Origin of the sequence: Huijunlia imazamoxiresistens (assembly GCF_037132455.1) — a bacterium.
GTDB classification, from domain to species: domain Bacteria; phylum Bacteroidota; class Bacteroidia; order Chitinophagales; family Chitinophagaceae; genus Flavisolibacter; species Flavisolibacter imazamoxiresistens.
In genome coordinates this window covers 270509-285230 of record NZ_JBBBEI010000007.1, presented here as the reverse complement: position 1 = coordinate 285230, position 14722 = coordinate 270509, and the positions used below count along the sequence as shown (strand labels likewise).

Annotated in this window: 11 protein-coding genes; 1 reads left to right on the top strand and 10 read right to left on the bottom strand. The window is 54.8% G+C overall.

Translation table 11 applies throughout. From position 1 onward, the window contains the following. Window positions 1-3: 3 nt before the first annotated feature. The 5 genes from V9K67_RS11515 to V9K67_RS11495 all read right to left on the bottom strand — a co-directional run bounded on the left by V9K67_RS11515 (window position 4) and on the right by V9K67_RS11495 (window position 9858). Window positions 4-1500: a RagB/SusD family nutrient uptake outer membrane protein gene (locus V9K67_RS11515; RefSeq protein WP_336722526.1), complete on the bottom strand. Its 1497-nt coding sequence runs from the start codon at window positions 1498-1500 to the stop codon at window positions 4-6. 31 nt (window positions 1501-1531) lie between these two features. Then, window positions 1532-4774, bottom strand: a complete 3243-nt coding sequence (locus V9K67_RS11510; RefSeq protein ID WP_336722524.1) for a SusC/RagA family TonB-linked outer membrane protein — start codon at window positions 4772-4774, stop codon at window positions 1532-1534. A gap of 72 nt (window positions 4775-4846) precedes the next feature. Beyond that, window positions 4847-7069, bottom strand: coding sequence for a fasciclin domain-containing protein (locus V9K67_RS11505; protein ID WP_336722523.1), 2223 nt, complete (start codon window positions 7067-7069; stop codon window positions 4847-4849). An 878-nt stretch (window positions 7070-7947) separates the two neighbouring features. Beyond that, a complete protein-coding gene (gene lipA / locus V9K67_RS11500; RefSeq protein WP_432205901.1) occupies window positions 7948-8898 on the bottom strand; it encodes a lipoyl synthase in 951 nt (316 codons plus the stop codon). 153 nt (window positions 8899-9051) lie between these two features. Continuing rightward, complete coding sequence (locus tag V9K67_RS11495) at window positions 9052-9858, bottom strand: hypothetical protein (protein ID WP_336722521.1); 807 nt, start codon at window positions 9856-9858, stop codon at window positions 9052-9054. Window positions 9859-9904: 46 nt separating this feature from the next. Between V9K67_RS11495 and V9K67_RS11490 the strand changes: the two genes are divergently transcribed. After that, the gene (locus V9K67_RS11490) at window positions 9905-10312 is read left to right on the top strand and encodes an OsmC family protein (RefSeq protein WP_336722519.1); all 408 of its coding nucleotides are present in this window, start codon (window positions 9905-9907) and stop codon (window positions 10310-10312) included. A gap of 103 nt (window positions 10313-10415) precedes the next feature. Here the strand turns inward: V9K67_RS11490 and V9K67_RS11485 are convergent, their stop codons facing one another. The 5 genes from V9K67_RS11485 to V9K67_RS11465 form a co-directional block, all read right to left on the bottom strand. Continuing rightward, a complete protein-coding gene (locus V9K67_RS11485) occupies window positions 10416-11678 on the bottom strand; it encodes a DUF2851 family protein (RefSeq protein ID WP_336722518.1) in 1263 nt (420 codons plus the stop codon). Window positions 11679-11792: 114 nt separating this feature from the next. Then, window positions 11793-12365 (bottom strand): Maf family protein, encoded by a 573-nt coding sequence (locus tag V9K67_RS11480; protein WP_336722516.1) that lies wholly within the window; start codon window positions 12363-12365, stop codon window positions 11793-11795. 3 nt (window positions 12366-12368) lie between these two features. Continuing rightward, entirely contained in the window at window positions 12369-13286 is a 918-nt protein-coding gene (locus V9K67_RS11475; RefSeq protein ID WP_336722514.1) for a geranylgeranylglycerol-phosphate geranylgeranyltransferase, read from the bottom strand. Window positions 13287-13316: 30 nt separating this feature from the next. After that, window positions 13317-13838 (bottom strand): KdsC family phosphatase, encoded by a 522-nt coding sequence (locus V9K67_RS11470; RefSeq protein WP_336722512.1) that lies wholly within the window; start codon window positions 13836-13838, stop codon window positions 13317-13319. Between the two features lie 117 nt (window positions 13839-13955). Beyond that, window positions 13956-14714: a Rossmann-like and DUF2520 domain-containing protein gene (locus V9K67_RS11465; protein ID WP_336722511.1), complete on the bottom strand. Its 759-nt coding sequence runs from the start codon at window positions 14712-14714 to the stop codon at window positions 13956-13958. Window positions 14715-14722 lie beyond the last annotated feature (8 nt).

The window sequence follows — 14722 nt, the reverse complement described above, 5'->3', positions numbered from 1 at the left end:
TAGTTATTTATAAAAAGGATTTTGAACGAGGTTTCTGTCGGTTTGCAGCTCGTACTGGTAGATGGGGAAATAATGGCTGTTCGGGTCGCGGTACTTGGCAATAGCGGATTGTTGCCGGCTGCCGGCTACGGTTTTCGACACCAGGTCCAGCAGGATATCGAGCCGCTTGTAATTGTCTCTTTTGGCATGCCGCAGCATGTCGTACCATCTTTTGCCCTCGTAGGCAAATTCGCGGGCCCTTTCCTCCAGGATATAGTCGCAAACGGCCTCGGTATTGGTTGGATCCACGGTCCGTGCCGATTTCGGCAGTGCCTGTGCGCGCTGGCGGATCCGCTCCACCAGGTCAAGCGCTCCCTGGCCATTGCCGGTCAGGGCCAGGGCTTCGGCCTTCATCAGCAGGATGTCGGCATAGCGGTAAACGATCCAGTGGGCATACGATTCCGAAGCCGCCCGGAGCGAATTGTCATCGATACCGATGTATTTCCAGATCAATGCGTCGCTGAAACGGGCAGCAGCGCCATCCCCCCGGATATCCTTCTTCGACAGGTCGTCCAGGTCCACGCGGTAAATGCCCTCGTTGGGATCCGTTACCACGCTGGAAGCCAGGAACTGTGTCGGGGTACGGAACATCGTATAAAAGTTGTTCAACTTCTGGCGGTCGAACTGGATTTCGAAGATCCCTTCATTGGAATTGCCGTTTACAAACACGGTTGGGAACCAGTTGGTGTTTCCGGTCACCAGCCCGTAGCGGGAAGAATTGATCACCTTGTCGCAGGCGGCGATGGCCTCGGGGTACTTTTCCATCCACAGGTACACATCGGCCTGCAGGGCATTCACCGTGTAGCGGGTGAACCGGCCCTTGTCAAATGTCGCGTTGCTGTAGGTGGTGGGTAAAGCCCCTTCCGCTTCCGACAGGTCCTTTACAATCTGGTCCAGCACTTCTTTGCCGGTGCTTTTGGCGATTTGCTGCAGCTGGTCGTCGCTCGAAGTGGATTTCAGTACCAGGGGCACGTCGCGGAAGCTGCGGACCAGGTAGAAGTACAGCAATCCCCGGAGGGCTTTTGCCTCGGCCAGGTACGCGTTCAGGGACTCCTGGGTAAAGGTGGCATCGTTTTTCACCACCTCGGGAGCAAAGTCAATGACCGTATTGCAGAAATTGATGGTCCGGTACATGGCTCGCCAGTTCACCAGACTGTTGGTCTCCAGGATGTTGACGTTCATGATATCGGTCTGCTCGTTGGTAATGGCGGTGGTCGGCGTCAGCAGGTCGGCCCGCAACTCGCCCCAGAGGAACATGTAGTCGGGAATGGGCCGGTCGGAGCCGCCCAGTAAAGAGGCGTAGCATCCCATCATGGCCGCATGTACCTGTTCCTTTGTTTTCCAGAAATTCTGGCGGATGATCCCGTTTTCGGGCTGCAGGTCGAGCCACTTTTTACAGGAGCTCGCCGAAGCGACAATGACCAGGAAGCATAAAATCTTGAAAATTCTATTATTCAGCATGTGCATCTTTTCTTATTTTCTTGATATTTTTTTAGAAGGAACCGGTCAGGCCCAGGGTGATGGTTTTCACAGGCGGTGTCATCGACTGGTCGGTGGCTACGCGGAACGGATCGCTGCCGCGGCTGCTTACTTCCGGATCCTGCCCGGTATAGTTGGTCCAGGTAAACAGGTTCTCCACGGTCACGTAGCCGCTCAGGTTTTTGATCTTCAGCTTTTTCACCGTGCTCTGTGGGAAGGTATAACGGAGCGTCATGGTGCGGAAGCGCAGGAAGGAAGCATCCTCTACGTACCGGTCGGAACCCAGCCAGTTGTAACCGGACTGGAACAGGGCGCGGGGGATATCGGTTTCGTCGCCGGGTTTCCGCCACCTTCTCAATACGGCGGTGCTTTGGTTGTCGTAGCCATACATGTTGGTGGTGTTCATCCTGGTGGAGTTCACCACGTCGTACTTATAGCGGTAGTTAAAGAACGCGGTCAGCTTCAGGTTGGATTTGAAGGTGATGCTGGAACCGAAACCACCGGTAAACTTGGGGTTGCCGTTTCCGAGGTACACCACATCCATGTAGTTGATGTTGCCATCGTGGTTCACGTCTTCGTAAATGGCATCACCCGGCTGGAACACATAATCCACGTTGGGGTAGTTGAAGCGCATCTGCACCACCTGGCCGTTGGGGCCGATAATGGGCTTGCCGTCGGGTCCTTTGGCAATGGTGGCCTCCGCATCCTTGTACACGCCTTTGTACTTAAAGCCATAGAACGAACCGAAAGGATTGTTCACCTGCATATAGGTTTTGTACTGGCCGTTGGCGTTGATATTGCCCTTTTCCGTGGGATAGAAATCAGAGATTTCCCGGATGATGTTGGTGTTCCGGGCGATGTTGAAGTTAAAGTCAATAGTCAGCTCCTTGGTTTTGTAAGGCGTGGTATTCAGGCCCACTTCCCAACCCTGGTTATCCATTTTGCCCACGTTCATGTCCACGCTGTTGAAGCCGGTGAAGGAGGAAATCTGCAGGCCGTTGAAGAACAGGTTGTTGGTCCGGTTCTGGTACACTTCCACATCGAGGTTGAAGCGGTTTTTGAACATGATCAGGTTGACACCCAGGTTCTTTCCGGTCACGGTTTCCCAGCGCAGGTTCTTCAGCTCCATGTTGGAGGGATAAACCGCGGCCTGGCCCATGTAGCCCCATTCGAAGTTGGAGTACGTATTGTAGAAAGAGTAATCGTTGCGAGGAGCGTTGCCGCTGACACCATAGCTGCCGCGCACGCTCAGGTCATCCAGCCACTTCTGGTAGGACTTCATGAAGGGTTCGCCCGACAGGCGGTAGCGGGTGGAAATGGAGGGGAACAGCCCATAGCGGTACTTGGGACCGAACCGGGAATGGCCGTCGCCCCTGAGGCCCACGTTGATGATGTAGCGGTCCTTGAATTTATACTGCGTGCTGAAGGTGCTGCCGATGCTGCGGGTCTGGCTGGTGCCCGAACTGATGTTCAGGTCGCTCACACCGTAGGTACGCGAAGGATCGGAAGGATCGGTGAGCACGGAGGAAGCGGTGTTGGAGGTACGGGCTTCCTGCTTCACGGTCTTGTTGTCGTAGGTAAAGAAGATCAGGGACGACATGAGGTCGTGATCGGGGTTGTTCAGCCGGGGCGTATAGATCAGGCTGGATTTCGACTGCACGTTGAACACATCCAGGTCGCCGTCGTAGGCGCGGTTCACCAGCGATTCCGTCCAGGAACGGCCGGTGGCCGTTTGGGGCAGGAACGACTTGTTCTTGGTATTGGTGATATCGAACTGCACGTCGAATACCGATTGCAGCACGTTTTTCACGATCGAATACTGCAGGTTGAAGTGCGGGGTGATGCGCTCCGTCAGCACTTTGTAGCGGGCATCGGTAGCCATGGCCACGGGGTTGGTGGTACCCGACATTTCACTCTTGGAGTTCAACGCGCCGAACTGTCCCTGCACGTTAAAGGCAGGCGAGTAAAAGTTCGGTGTCGGGTTGCCCTGGGCGTCATACTCGTACACGCTCATGTTGGGCATTTTTTTGTAGGCGATGTCCCGGAGGTTGGTGGCATAGTTCCGGTCGTTGTCCGTGTGGGAGAAAGACAGGTCGGAGCGGAACTTGATCCTGCTGGAAACGTTGTAATCCAGGTTGATCCGCGTGCTGATCCGGCTCAGACCGGTACCGATCACGGTTCCGGTTTGTCCCAGGTAGCCCAGGGACGCATAGTAGCGGGCCTTGTCGCCGCCGCCGGTCATGGAGATGTTATGATCCTGTGTATTGCCTACCCGGGTAATGGCTTTCACCCAATCGGTATTCTGGCTGTAATTGTAATACCAGCTGGGATCGTTCGGATCGTACTGGAATTCTTTAATCGACTGTGTATTCAGCGGTACACCGTTGCGGTTCATGTATTCTTCGGGGATCAGCGAGGAATACTGGTCGCCCGTCAGCATGGGAATGGCATTGGGCTGCTTGGAGATGGAACCTTTAAAGGTGTAGGTCAGCACGGGCTTGCCCATGGCGCCGCGTTTGGTATTGATCACCACTACCCCGTTGGCAGCGCGGGAACCCCAGACGGCGGTGGCGGCGGCATCCTTCAGGATGCTGATATCGCGGATATCGGTGGGCGCAATGTTCAACAGGGATGCATAGCCCAGTTCATCGGCGGTACCGAAGTTGAAGTCGGCGGGGATGGAGGTCTCGTAGGGCATGCCGTCTACCACGATCAGCGGATCGGTGGAGGAGTTGATGGAAGAAGTACCCCGGATCTTGATCTGCATGCCGGCGCCCGGATCGCCCGAAGAGGCGGTGATATCCACGCCCGGCAGGCGTCCCTGCAGCGCCTGGTCAATGGAGGTAGCCTGCATTTCTTCCAGGTCCTTGGCATTGATCTTGGCCACGGAGGTGGTCATGTCATTTTCGCGAATCGACATCATGCCGTTGTCCATTCTTCGCTGGGCCACCACCACTACTTCGCCCAGGCCGGAAGCCGTGGACCTCATGGTGACGTTGATCGTCGAGCGGTCGCCAATGGCCAGCTTCATACTTTCATTACCAATGAAAGAAAAGGACAGCGAATCGCTCTTGCTATGGATTTTGATGGCATAGTTCCCTTCCACATCCGTTTTCACAGCCCGGACGGTTCTTTGGTCTGCATCCACTTCGGCAACGGTTACGCCATGAAGCGGTTTTTTATCCTGGTCCAGTACACGCCCAAGAACCGTAATTTGTGTCGGTGCGCTTTGTGCTTTTGCAGCATTATTTCCCATAAGCAGTGCAAAGCACAAAACTTTGAAAGGCACAAACAATTTTTTCATATTGCAGTTTGTATAATTCTTTAATTAATACTTGATGTAATTATCGATCAGGTGAATAACGGTCCTGTTGGAAAGGTTGTTACTCTTTCCGATCACCACATTGGCCGAGGACTTGCTGTTCCTGTCGGAGATGGTCATGGCGTTCTGCTGGTTGTCCACCGAAACTTTGTAGGGTTCGCCGGCGGCATCTTTGAGCAGGGTTTCATTGCTTTCCTTGGTCGGTTGTACGCCGGGTACCCAGGATTTCTTAGCCAGTATATGATAGAGAATAAAGTTGGTCACCTGCGTTTTCTGGTCGGCCGTCCATGCGCCCGAGTTAAAATTGGGCGCTCCGGTGGTGGTGTTGCCCGGTAACACGCCATCTTTTACCGCCTGCATCACCGCTGCATTGCTGGGCACCAGTACTGTATAAGAGGTGCCGGCGGTCGTACCCACGATTTCACTGGTAGCCGTGTTATAGGTGCCGGATCCGGAACGAACCAGGTATTTGGCGAAATAGTTGAAATCGGACAGGGTTGCGCTGGCCGTATCGCCCAGGTTCAGGATGTGCTTGCCGATGTTGAGGCTGGTAAAGGTGAGCAGGCCATTGAGGTAATATACTTTCCCGTTTTTGGTGTCCCGGGTGCTGTCTACCCGCACAACCTGGCTGTTGTCCAGGGTGCCGGCGGTAATGATCTGGCCGTTGTTCCACTTGATGAACTCAGTATTATTGGCCGGTGCAATGCCGGAAGTTTTCGTCACGTCGGACAGGTCTCCCGGAATGATGCTGGTATTCAGGATCCGCAGCAGGTTTTGACGAACGGTTTCGGCGGAACTGATGCCGGGGAAGGTAAACGTATTGCTGTTGGTGTTGAAATCATAGCCGGCTGCTCTCAATACGGCATCGGGCATCATGAACAGCGTAAACCGCGCACCGGGGCTGCGATCGGAAACCTGGAGGTTCAGGCCGTCGAAGCCGAGCAACCGGTTCATGATGGAATACTTCGGATCGAGATACGCCCGCGAGTAAACCGTGGAGAACACGTTGGCGTCCTGCACTTTATTGGTTCCGTACAGGAAACCGTTACTCAGCACCTGGCGGTCGATCACATCGGTTTGCCAGTTAAAGCGGGCTTCCTCACCTGCGGTATTGTTGGTGGTCCCAAACTTGGTTGGCCAAACGGGCGCCTTCCACATGTGTGACTTCAACAGGTCCACCAGGATGGAGGTAGGGGCGGCCTCAAAGGTTCCGTAATATTCCAGGACCGTATTCTTGATATAATCCTGCAGCACTTCGTTGGTGGGAACAAAAAGTGTCCAGCAACCTTGCTGGCCGTCATTGTCCATCAGCTTCTCGAAGTTTTCGTTGTTCAGGGAAAACGGCAGCAGGCTATTATAGGATTTTACGAAAACCGGGTCATTCTTCCCGGTCAGCTGCCGGTAGCGGCTGGTGGCATCCGCATTCAGAATAAAGCCGACCATGTATTTGTCGTACAGCTTTTTAAATTCGCTGTATTGCGGCTTACCGCGCAAATATTCATCGATGGAAGAAAGCGGGGTGATCACCCTGTCAATTTCATGAATGACACCGTTTTCGGTGGCGAGGTCCTTGTTCACGACATTCGCCTCTCCTACGTTGAAGCCCGAGTACTTTGAATTCGGATAAAAGTAGTTATAGTCGGCGGCGCCAAGTCCCTTGCTGCCCATATAAACGTCGGTAAAATAAGTAATGTACTTATTGTTATTATCCGTGTTCACATAAGGAGCCGTATTGCCATTGCGGTTGGACTGGATAGCTTTTACTTTTTCGCCGGTGGCGGTGGTGTCTTCGTAGAAGCCGGTATAATAAGCCGTACGGCGGCGGAACGCCTGGTCAACCATCCAACCGCTGGAAGCCTGGAAATCATCGAGGCGCTCCTTGGTAAAGGCGTTGTAGGTGAGCATGTACTGCACCATGGCGCGGGCTGCGGCCGAATCAATCTTATCCACGCCGGTGATCCCCCGCTCCGTGAAGAATTTTGTAAAGGCGTCATCATTTGGCGCGAATATTGTCCAGTAACCGGCTGTGCTCAGGGTTTGTTTATAACCGGATTTGTCGATAATGGAAAGGAAATGCTTAAAGTTGCCCTTCTTCTCCAGCGTCTGATAAATAGGCGGCTCCAGCGATTCAGGCCGGGCATAATAGCTGTCAAATTCCTTTTTGGTACATTGGGTGAACAGCAGCGTAAGAGAAATTAGAGGTAAAATTTTACGTAAGTAGTACATCATAATTTATACTTTACAAGGAAAGATTTGGTGAGTTTTTGTTGTCAAAGAATAGCGAATTATCGTGATGAAGGCATTGAGTGCTTGGGAGATATTCCTGCGGATGCAAGGGGCCACGGCAGGGGGGCGCAGGCGGTAGCAAAGCCGGCCTCCGGCTTGGAAGTTTGGGCATCAGCATTAAAAGAAACCGAAAAAGTCCTTTTCAGAATCATGGGTCGGGTATGTGGATAACATGGATAACTTAACTTTTCCTGGTCGGAATCGCTATGATTGAACAGAAGGACAGGCATACTCCTGCCAGATGTCACAACCAAAATGCCCTATATCAGGCCTCCGGCGCACACTTCGCCCTTCCTTGCAACAAGGGGCTATAATCCAATTTCTGAGTTGGTATACAGGATCGGGAAAAGGAACTCCCGATAGCGGAATAATGATTCCCGGACACGGGAATACGCAGTAAAAGCAGTGAATACTTTGGTTTCAAATACATAGCAAGCATAAATTCAGTAAGTTATACAGCAGTCTTAAATCAAGCTTCGTTTTACCAATTCACCTTCCGGTAAAATTGTTTTCCAGGAACATAAAGGTATGTTCTTACCAAGCCCCGACCGTCCTGCCGCATCCTGTTTTTTTAACAAAGAAAAAACAATTGTTCTCCTTGAAAGTTAAAAATGCCCTACGGCACCCGGAAAGCAGAACCTAATAAAATTCAATAGGAACCGGTTGTAAATAAGTTAAAAGTACTTGTTTAGAGGCCTTGCCCGGGAATGTGCCGGTGAAGCGGCCAAAAATCCCGGTGAAGCTCCATTTGGGACCGATTGCCCTAACAAAAAGGCCGCACTTCCGTGCGGCCCCCTCCATAATATAATGATGCTTCGAATTTAGAGCAGGAGCAGGCCTGCTTTTTCGCTTTCCCACTGCTTCCGGCCGAGGCCGGCAATCACGTGGCGCTCGCTATGATAGGAGGAACGCACCAGCGGTCCGCTTTCCACGTAGTCGAGGCCGAGGTCGTAACCGATCTGGCGGAATTCGGCAAACTCGTCGGGGTGCACAAAGCGCTGCACCGGCAGGTGCCTTTTGGTGGGCTGCAGGTACTGGCCCAGGGTCACCACGTCGCAACCGGCATTGTACAGGTCGCGCAGGGTCTGCACCACTTCCTCCTTTGTTTCGCCCAGGCCCAGCATGATGCCGCTCTTGGTGCGCCGGCCGCCCTCTTTGAGGGTTTTTATGACGTCCATGCTGCGCCAGTACTTGGCCTGGATGCGCACCTGGCGGGTGAGCCGCTCCACGGTTTCCACGTTGTGCGACACCACCTCGGGCGCCGCCTCGATGATCCGCTGGATGTCTTCCTTCTTGCCCTTGAAGTCGGGGATCAGGGTTTCCAGCGTGGTATTGGGGTTCAGGGTCTTCACCGCCCTGATGGTATTGTGCCAGATGGTGGAGCCGCCGTCCTTCAGCTCGTCGCGGTCCACCGAAGTGATCACGGCGTGCTTGACCTTCATCAGGAAGATGGCCTCGGCCACCCGTTGGGGCTCGTCGTAGTCCACGGGATCGGGACGGCCGGTAGCCACGGCGCAGAAGCCGCAGCTGCGGGTGCAGGTATTGCCCAGGATCATGAAGGTAGCCGTGCCTTCGCCCCAGCATTCGCCCATGTTGGGACAGTTGCCGCTTTCGCAGATGGTATGCAGCTTGTGGGTGGAGACCAGTTCGCGCACATTTTTATAGCTTTCGCCGGTCGGCAGCTTTACCCGGAGCCAGTTGGGCTTTTTGGGCTTGTTTTCCAACGTATTTGCCGCGGCAGCGCCGGAGGAGCAGGCTGATGTTTGCATCATAGTTGATTGGGTTGTGAGTTGAACGGGCCCGCTGGCAGCGGCCGGGGGCCTCCCCTGCCTTGAACATGCCGTAAGCGCCCTTGCAGCAGGAAAAAGCTCCCTGCAGGCAAGCGCGCTTACAACCGGTGAAAACAAAGGAAGTGCAAAAATAGTTTATTTACGGCTGCCAAATACAATGGCAATGTGCCCCTGGTAGAAAAAGCGGGTGGGGCTGGTAAACACCATCTGCTGGATCTCCTTGGCGTAGCCATCGGCCGAAATGCCGATCTCCAGGGCGGTGATGGATTCGTTAAAAGCGCCGAAGTCGAACCGGAGGGCGGCTTTCACGAAGGCGCCGGGGCGCACCTTCACCTCGCTCCAGCCCTTGCCGATACCGGAGGAGCCGTTGATGGCCCCGCCGCTGGGGCCGTTGACGAACACATCTTCGTTGCCGTTGTATTTAATGGAGCGCTGGCGGCTGCCGGACTCCTGGATGTCGAGGTAGTAGGGCTTTTCAAAGCCGGCCGACAGGCCGCCCTGGTAAATGCCCAGCACGGCCACGCCGTTCTTGTTGCCCTTCTGGCCCAGGATGTACTGGCGGCCATAACCCAGCTTTGCCTGGTAAAAGTTGTTGATCTTTCCGTATTTAAAGGAGTTGCCGAACAGGTCAGTATTGATCTTTTCTTCCTTGGGGTGAAAAATTTCCGAGAGTTCGAGGGAGTAGAGGACGGTGGAACGGGGCGATTTCATCCGGCCGATCTCATAAAAAAAGCCGAAGCCGTTGGTGCGGAGCTCGGCGCCGAAAACGTTTTGCTTGTAATAGGCCAGCACCCCTTCTTCTTCCTGTTTCAGCTGCGCCATGGCGGTGCGGCGCTTTTCCTCGCGGCGGGCTTTGCGGCTGTTGTTCTTCGGTCCTTCCTGTGCAACGGATTCCAATGCTGTTAAAAATACCAGGCTAAAGAGGATGATTATTCTGTTCACGTAGGTAAAATATAGTGTTGAAACGTAAATTTAGGCAAAAAAGTGTATGACGTCGACTGTAGTTTATGAAGGCGATTTGCGGACAACCTGTACCCACCTGCGCTCTTCTTCGGAAGTGGAAACCGATGCCCCCGTGGACAATAACGGCAAGGGCGAGCGGTTCTCCCCCACCGACCTGCTGGCCACTTCGCTGGCCACCTGTGCGCTGACCATCATGGGCATCAAGGCCCGCGCCATGGACCTGGACATCAAAGGCATTAAAGTGGAAGTGGAAAAGCTCATGAAACCCGATCCCCGCCGGGTGAGCGGCATCAACCTGACCTTCCATTTTCCCGAAGAACTGAAAAGCCTGGATGAAAAGACCAAGACCATCCTGCGCAACGCGGCCGATACCTGCCCGGTACGCTACAGCCTCCACCCGGATATTGAAGTGAACACGAGCTGGAACTACTGATAAGATTTCGGATGTCGGATTTCGGATTTCGGATCCCTTTAATGAATAAAGACTCCTATTCCTTTCAAGGGGATCCGAAATCCGAAATCCGACATCCGAAATATCACAGTTCCTGCTTTAGTAAACTGTTCCCGATGCTGCATTCGAGGCAGCGCTTGTGGTCGCAGTACTCGTTTTTCAACTCCAGCAGCGCCTGCGAGTCGTAAGCCGACCGGCTGGCTACGGGCAGTTCCCGGAAACCGCTGATGATGGCATTTTCCTCCGCCGCCGCTTCCTCCAGCCACCGCAACGCTTTCGTTTTGTATCCTTCCTCGCCATGATACCGGCCGTAGGCAAACAGCACCGGCACCAGCGTATTGATGATGATGTTTTCGGCCATGGCCGCTCCCAGCTTTTTGGGCCTGAAGCCCGAGGCCTCCCCCAGGGTATAGTGGTAGTGCCAGAAGTCGTTGGCCGTAACGTCCAGCCATTGCCGCACCTCTTTGAGGCTATCGGTCTCGAGCACTTTGGAAAACAGGTGGGTCGAGCCGTGCACCAGCATGGCCAGCTGGGCCAGGCGGACGGTAGGAAAATTCGGGGGCCGCATCCGCAGAAAATGAACGGGCAGCAGGATGTGTTTCAGCCCACACTTCGCCTGTAGGAACCGGTACTCCCGCCGCAGTAATTGCACATAGGGGTCCTCCCCTTCCCGCTCCAGCAAACCGGCCTGCCCCAGCAGCAGTGCCTCCAGCTGGTGAATGGAGCTTTTGTGCCGGGCCAGCAGGGTCACCGGCAGGCTGCGGGCCACGGCCTCGAACGCATCGGCATTGACCCGGTAACCAAAATTGCGGGCCAGCAGCCACCAGAAGGTTTCCTCCCAGTGCCCCCGGCTTTGCTCCAGCCGCTCCAGGATGGTATCGGACTTCCGGGTGAGCCGCTCGGCCAGCAGCCGTTCCTTCCAGGCCACCCACACAAGGTCGCGCACCGAGGCGGTGCTGGAAGCACAGGCGATAAAGGCAGTGGAATGCATCAGTCCCTCGTACCGCTCCAGCATCAGCTTGGGGATATGCGGGTGCAGCTCCAGCACGGGAATGTTGTTGTGGAGGGCTTCGTCGTTTTCGAACACCACGTGCAGCACCACGTTGCGGTAATTGGGATCGGTTTCGTGGCCGTGCTTTTTCCATTCCGAAGCTTTGTAGTGCAGCTCCACCGAACCGGCAAACAGCGTATCGCCGATCTTGATTTTAGCGTCGGTGAAATCGGGGCCCTGGTGGGCATTGGGCCGGCCCGTGGAAATGACCTGGAGGGGTTCGCCCCCGGCTGTCAGCAGTTGCGAACGGTTGAAGTACTGGAACTGCCACAGGTAGTGCAAAAGTTTTTCGGTCATCGGAAAAACAATTTGCCTTTAAACTACAAAAAAGAACGAAAGAACCTATAAGGTATAATTACAATATTTTACCCGTATTTTCCGCAACCCGCATCTCCCCCACCCAATACCCAATTAACTAATTCCCGATTCCTCCCTGCCCGCCAGCGCCTGCACCACCCGGCTCACGGGCAGGCCCATGACGTTGTAAAAATCGCCGTGCACCCGCTTGATGCCCACCACCCCGATCCATTCCTGGATGGCATAGGCGCCGGCCTTGTCGTAGGGCCGGTATTTGTCCACGTAAAATTCGATCTGCTGGCGGGTCAGGGGGTGAAACTCCACCTCGGTGGTATCGGCAAAGGAGATTTCCGCCCCGTCCAGGATCGTGACGCCGGTAATCACCTGGTGGATGTTGCCGCTCAGGCGCAGCAGGATGGCGATGGCGTCTTCGCGGTTGCGGGGTTTGCCGATGATGTCGCTGCCCAGCACCACGATGGTATCGGCGGCAATGATGGTGCGGTCTTTATATTGGTCCGCCACGGCCAGCGCCTTCTGGCGGGCAATATGCACGGCCACTTCCCTGGGTGTCAGCTCCGCAGGATAGGATTCGTCGGTATTTTGTACCACCACTTCAAAATCGATTTCCGCCCACTCCAGTAACTGCTTTCTTCTGGGAGACTGCGATGCCAGGATGTATTTTGCCATGGCTCAAAAATACAGACGGAAAAATAACATGGACAAAATTCCGGCAAGCATGATCCACTTGGTGAGGGCGCTCAGGCGGCCGTAATCTTCCGGCGTTCGGGCCTTGAACAGCTGCGACAGCGAATAGAGCAACGGAAGGATAACCGCTACCACGCTGTAGCCGACGGCCAGGTACCAGCCAAACTGCAGCACGTACAGCTGCAGGATCACCAGGGCGGCCACCAGCACGATCACCCAAACGCTGATATAGATCTTGGTGGCCCGGAAACCGACATAAATGGGCAGGGTGGTGCAGCCGTACTGCTCGTCGCCCTGCACGTCTTCCATGTCCTTGATGGCTTCGCGGATGATGGAAATTAAAAAGGCAAAGCCGGCATAGAGGAACGAGATGCGGAAAAATTTTACGGACAGGGGATCTTCGTTGTTGAAGGCGGCGGCCAGGGGCACCTGCGCAAAAAACAGGATCAGCACCGACCAGGCGGTGAGCAGTGAAATGAGGATGTTGCCGATCAGCAGCTTGCGTTTGAACGAAGTGGAATACAGCCACAGCAGCATCACGCAGGCGATATTGGCCAACACCAGGTACCAGCGGTCCCGCGACACGGCCACGGCGGTAGCCACGATGCCGGCCACGCTCAGGCTGAGGTGCCACACGATCGCCCAGCGGCGGCTGAGGCGGGAATTCAGTACGTTCTTGCCCGGCTTGTTGATCTGGTCGATGTTCAGGTCGAAATAATCATTGATGATATAGCCTGCGGCCGCAATGCAGACCGACGCGCCTACCAGCCACAGCAACTGGTACCAGAGCGGGTGCTGGTACAGCGACAGGTACACGCAGAAATAAAACAGGAACTGGGTCAGTACAATAAAAACCAGATTCGGCCACCGCACCAACCTCAGAAAAGCTGCAATCAGGCTCATTCGTAATTTTTAATAAGTTTGAAAAGGGCGTTAACGCGCCGTCACCTCGGTACTGAAGTTCCAGTGGTCATTCAGCTTCAGCACTTTTTCGATCACATCGCGTACGCATCCCAGGCCACCGCGGACCGGCGAAATGTATTTCGACACCTGCTTCACCTCGATGACGGCATCGGCGGGGCAGCAGGCCACGGCCGCTTTTTGGAGCATGGCCAGGTCGGGCAGGTCGTCGCCCATCACCAGCACCTCGTGCCAGCCCAGCTGGCGGGAAGCCAGGTAATCGTTCACGAACTGGACCTTATCACGGATATCGAGGTAAACCTCCGTTACCCCCAGCTTGTGCAGCCGGCCGATCACCGGTTCGGAATAGCCGCCGGAAACGATCACCACGTTGTAGCCGTTCTTCAGGGCCATCTGCAGCGCCAGGCCGTCCTTCACGTGCATGGTGCGGGCCTGCAGCCCCTCGTTGAGTACCAGCACCGTCCCATCGGTCAGCACCCCGTCGAGGTCAAAAATAAAAGTAGTGATGTCTTTAAAATATTCTAAAACATTCATGGAATGAGGAATTCGTTAATGCTTATAACCGGCGCCAGCCAACTGTTAAACGCGTAAACGTGTAAACTCGTAAACTGTCTCCGCGCAAATGTATTTAAACCAGCTCAACGGCCGGGATTATTTGCGGTGCACGCCGATGCTTTGGGTGAACAGGTCGTAAAACTCCTTCAGCTCGGGATAGGATTCCAGCAGCTCGCGGTGGCGGCTTATGGTGTTCTGGTCGTCGCGCACCGCCGGTCCCGTTTGCGCCTCCGAAGGCGACAGTTCCTCCAGGCGCAGGGCCGTTTCCTTTATCAGGGGCAGCAGCAGGTGGAAGTCGATGCCTTCACGGCGGCAGAAGCTTTCGGTTAGGGTGTACAGGTGGTTCACGAAGTTGTTGCAAAAAACCGCGGCCAGGTGGATTTTCAGGCGCTGCTCGTCGCCCGCCATCACCACTTTTGAAGAAATGCTCGCCGCCAGCACCTCCAGCTGGTGCAGCGTCTGGGCATCACTGGCATCTATTATTATAGGTATGTCGGGCAGGGAGGCCTGGCTTTTCTTTAAGCTTTGCAGCGGGTAAAAAACGCCGTAATGGCGGGCGCCGTGCAGCACCTCCCGCGATACCGAGGCCGCCGTATGCACGATGGTCTTGTCGGGCAGCGCCAGCTCCTGCATGATTTCGGCGATGGCGATGTCCGACACCGCCAGAATATAGAGGTCGGCATTGCGGTTCACCACGCTCCAGTAGTTGGTGGACTCGGTATCCAGCTCGTAGGCAAGTTCCGAGGCCGCCTGTGCATTGCGGCCATATATTTGTACAATCTGGTGACCGGCGGCGGCAAGTTTCCGCGCCAGCACGGCGGCGGCATTGCCCGTTCCAATGATTACGATTTCCATTTCTATTA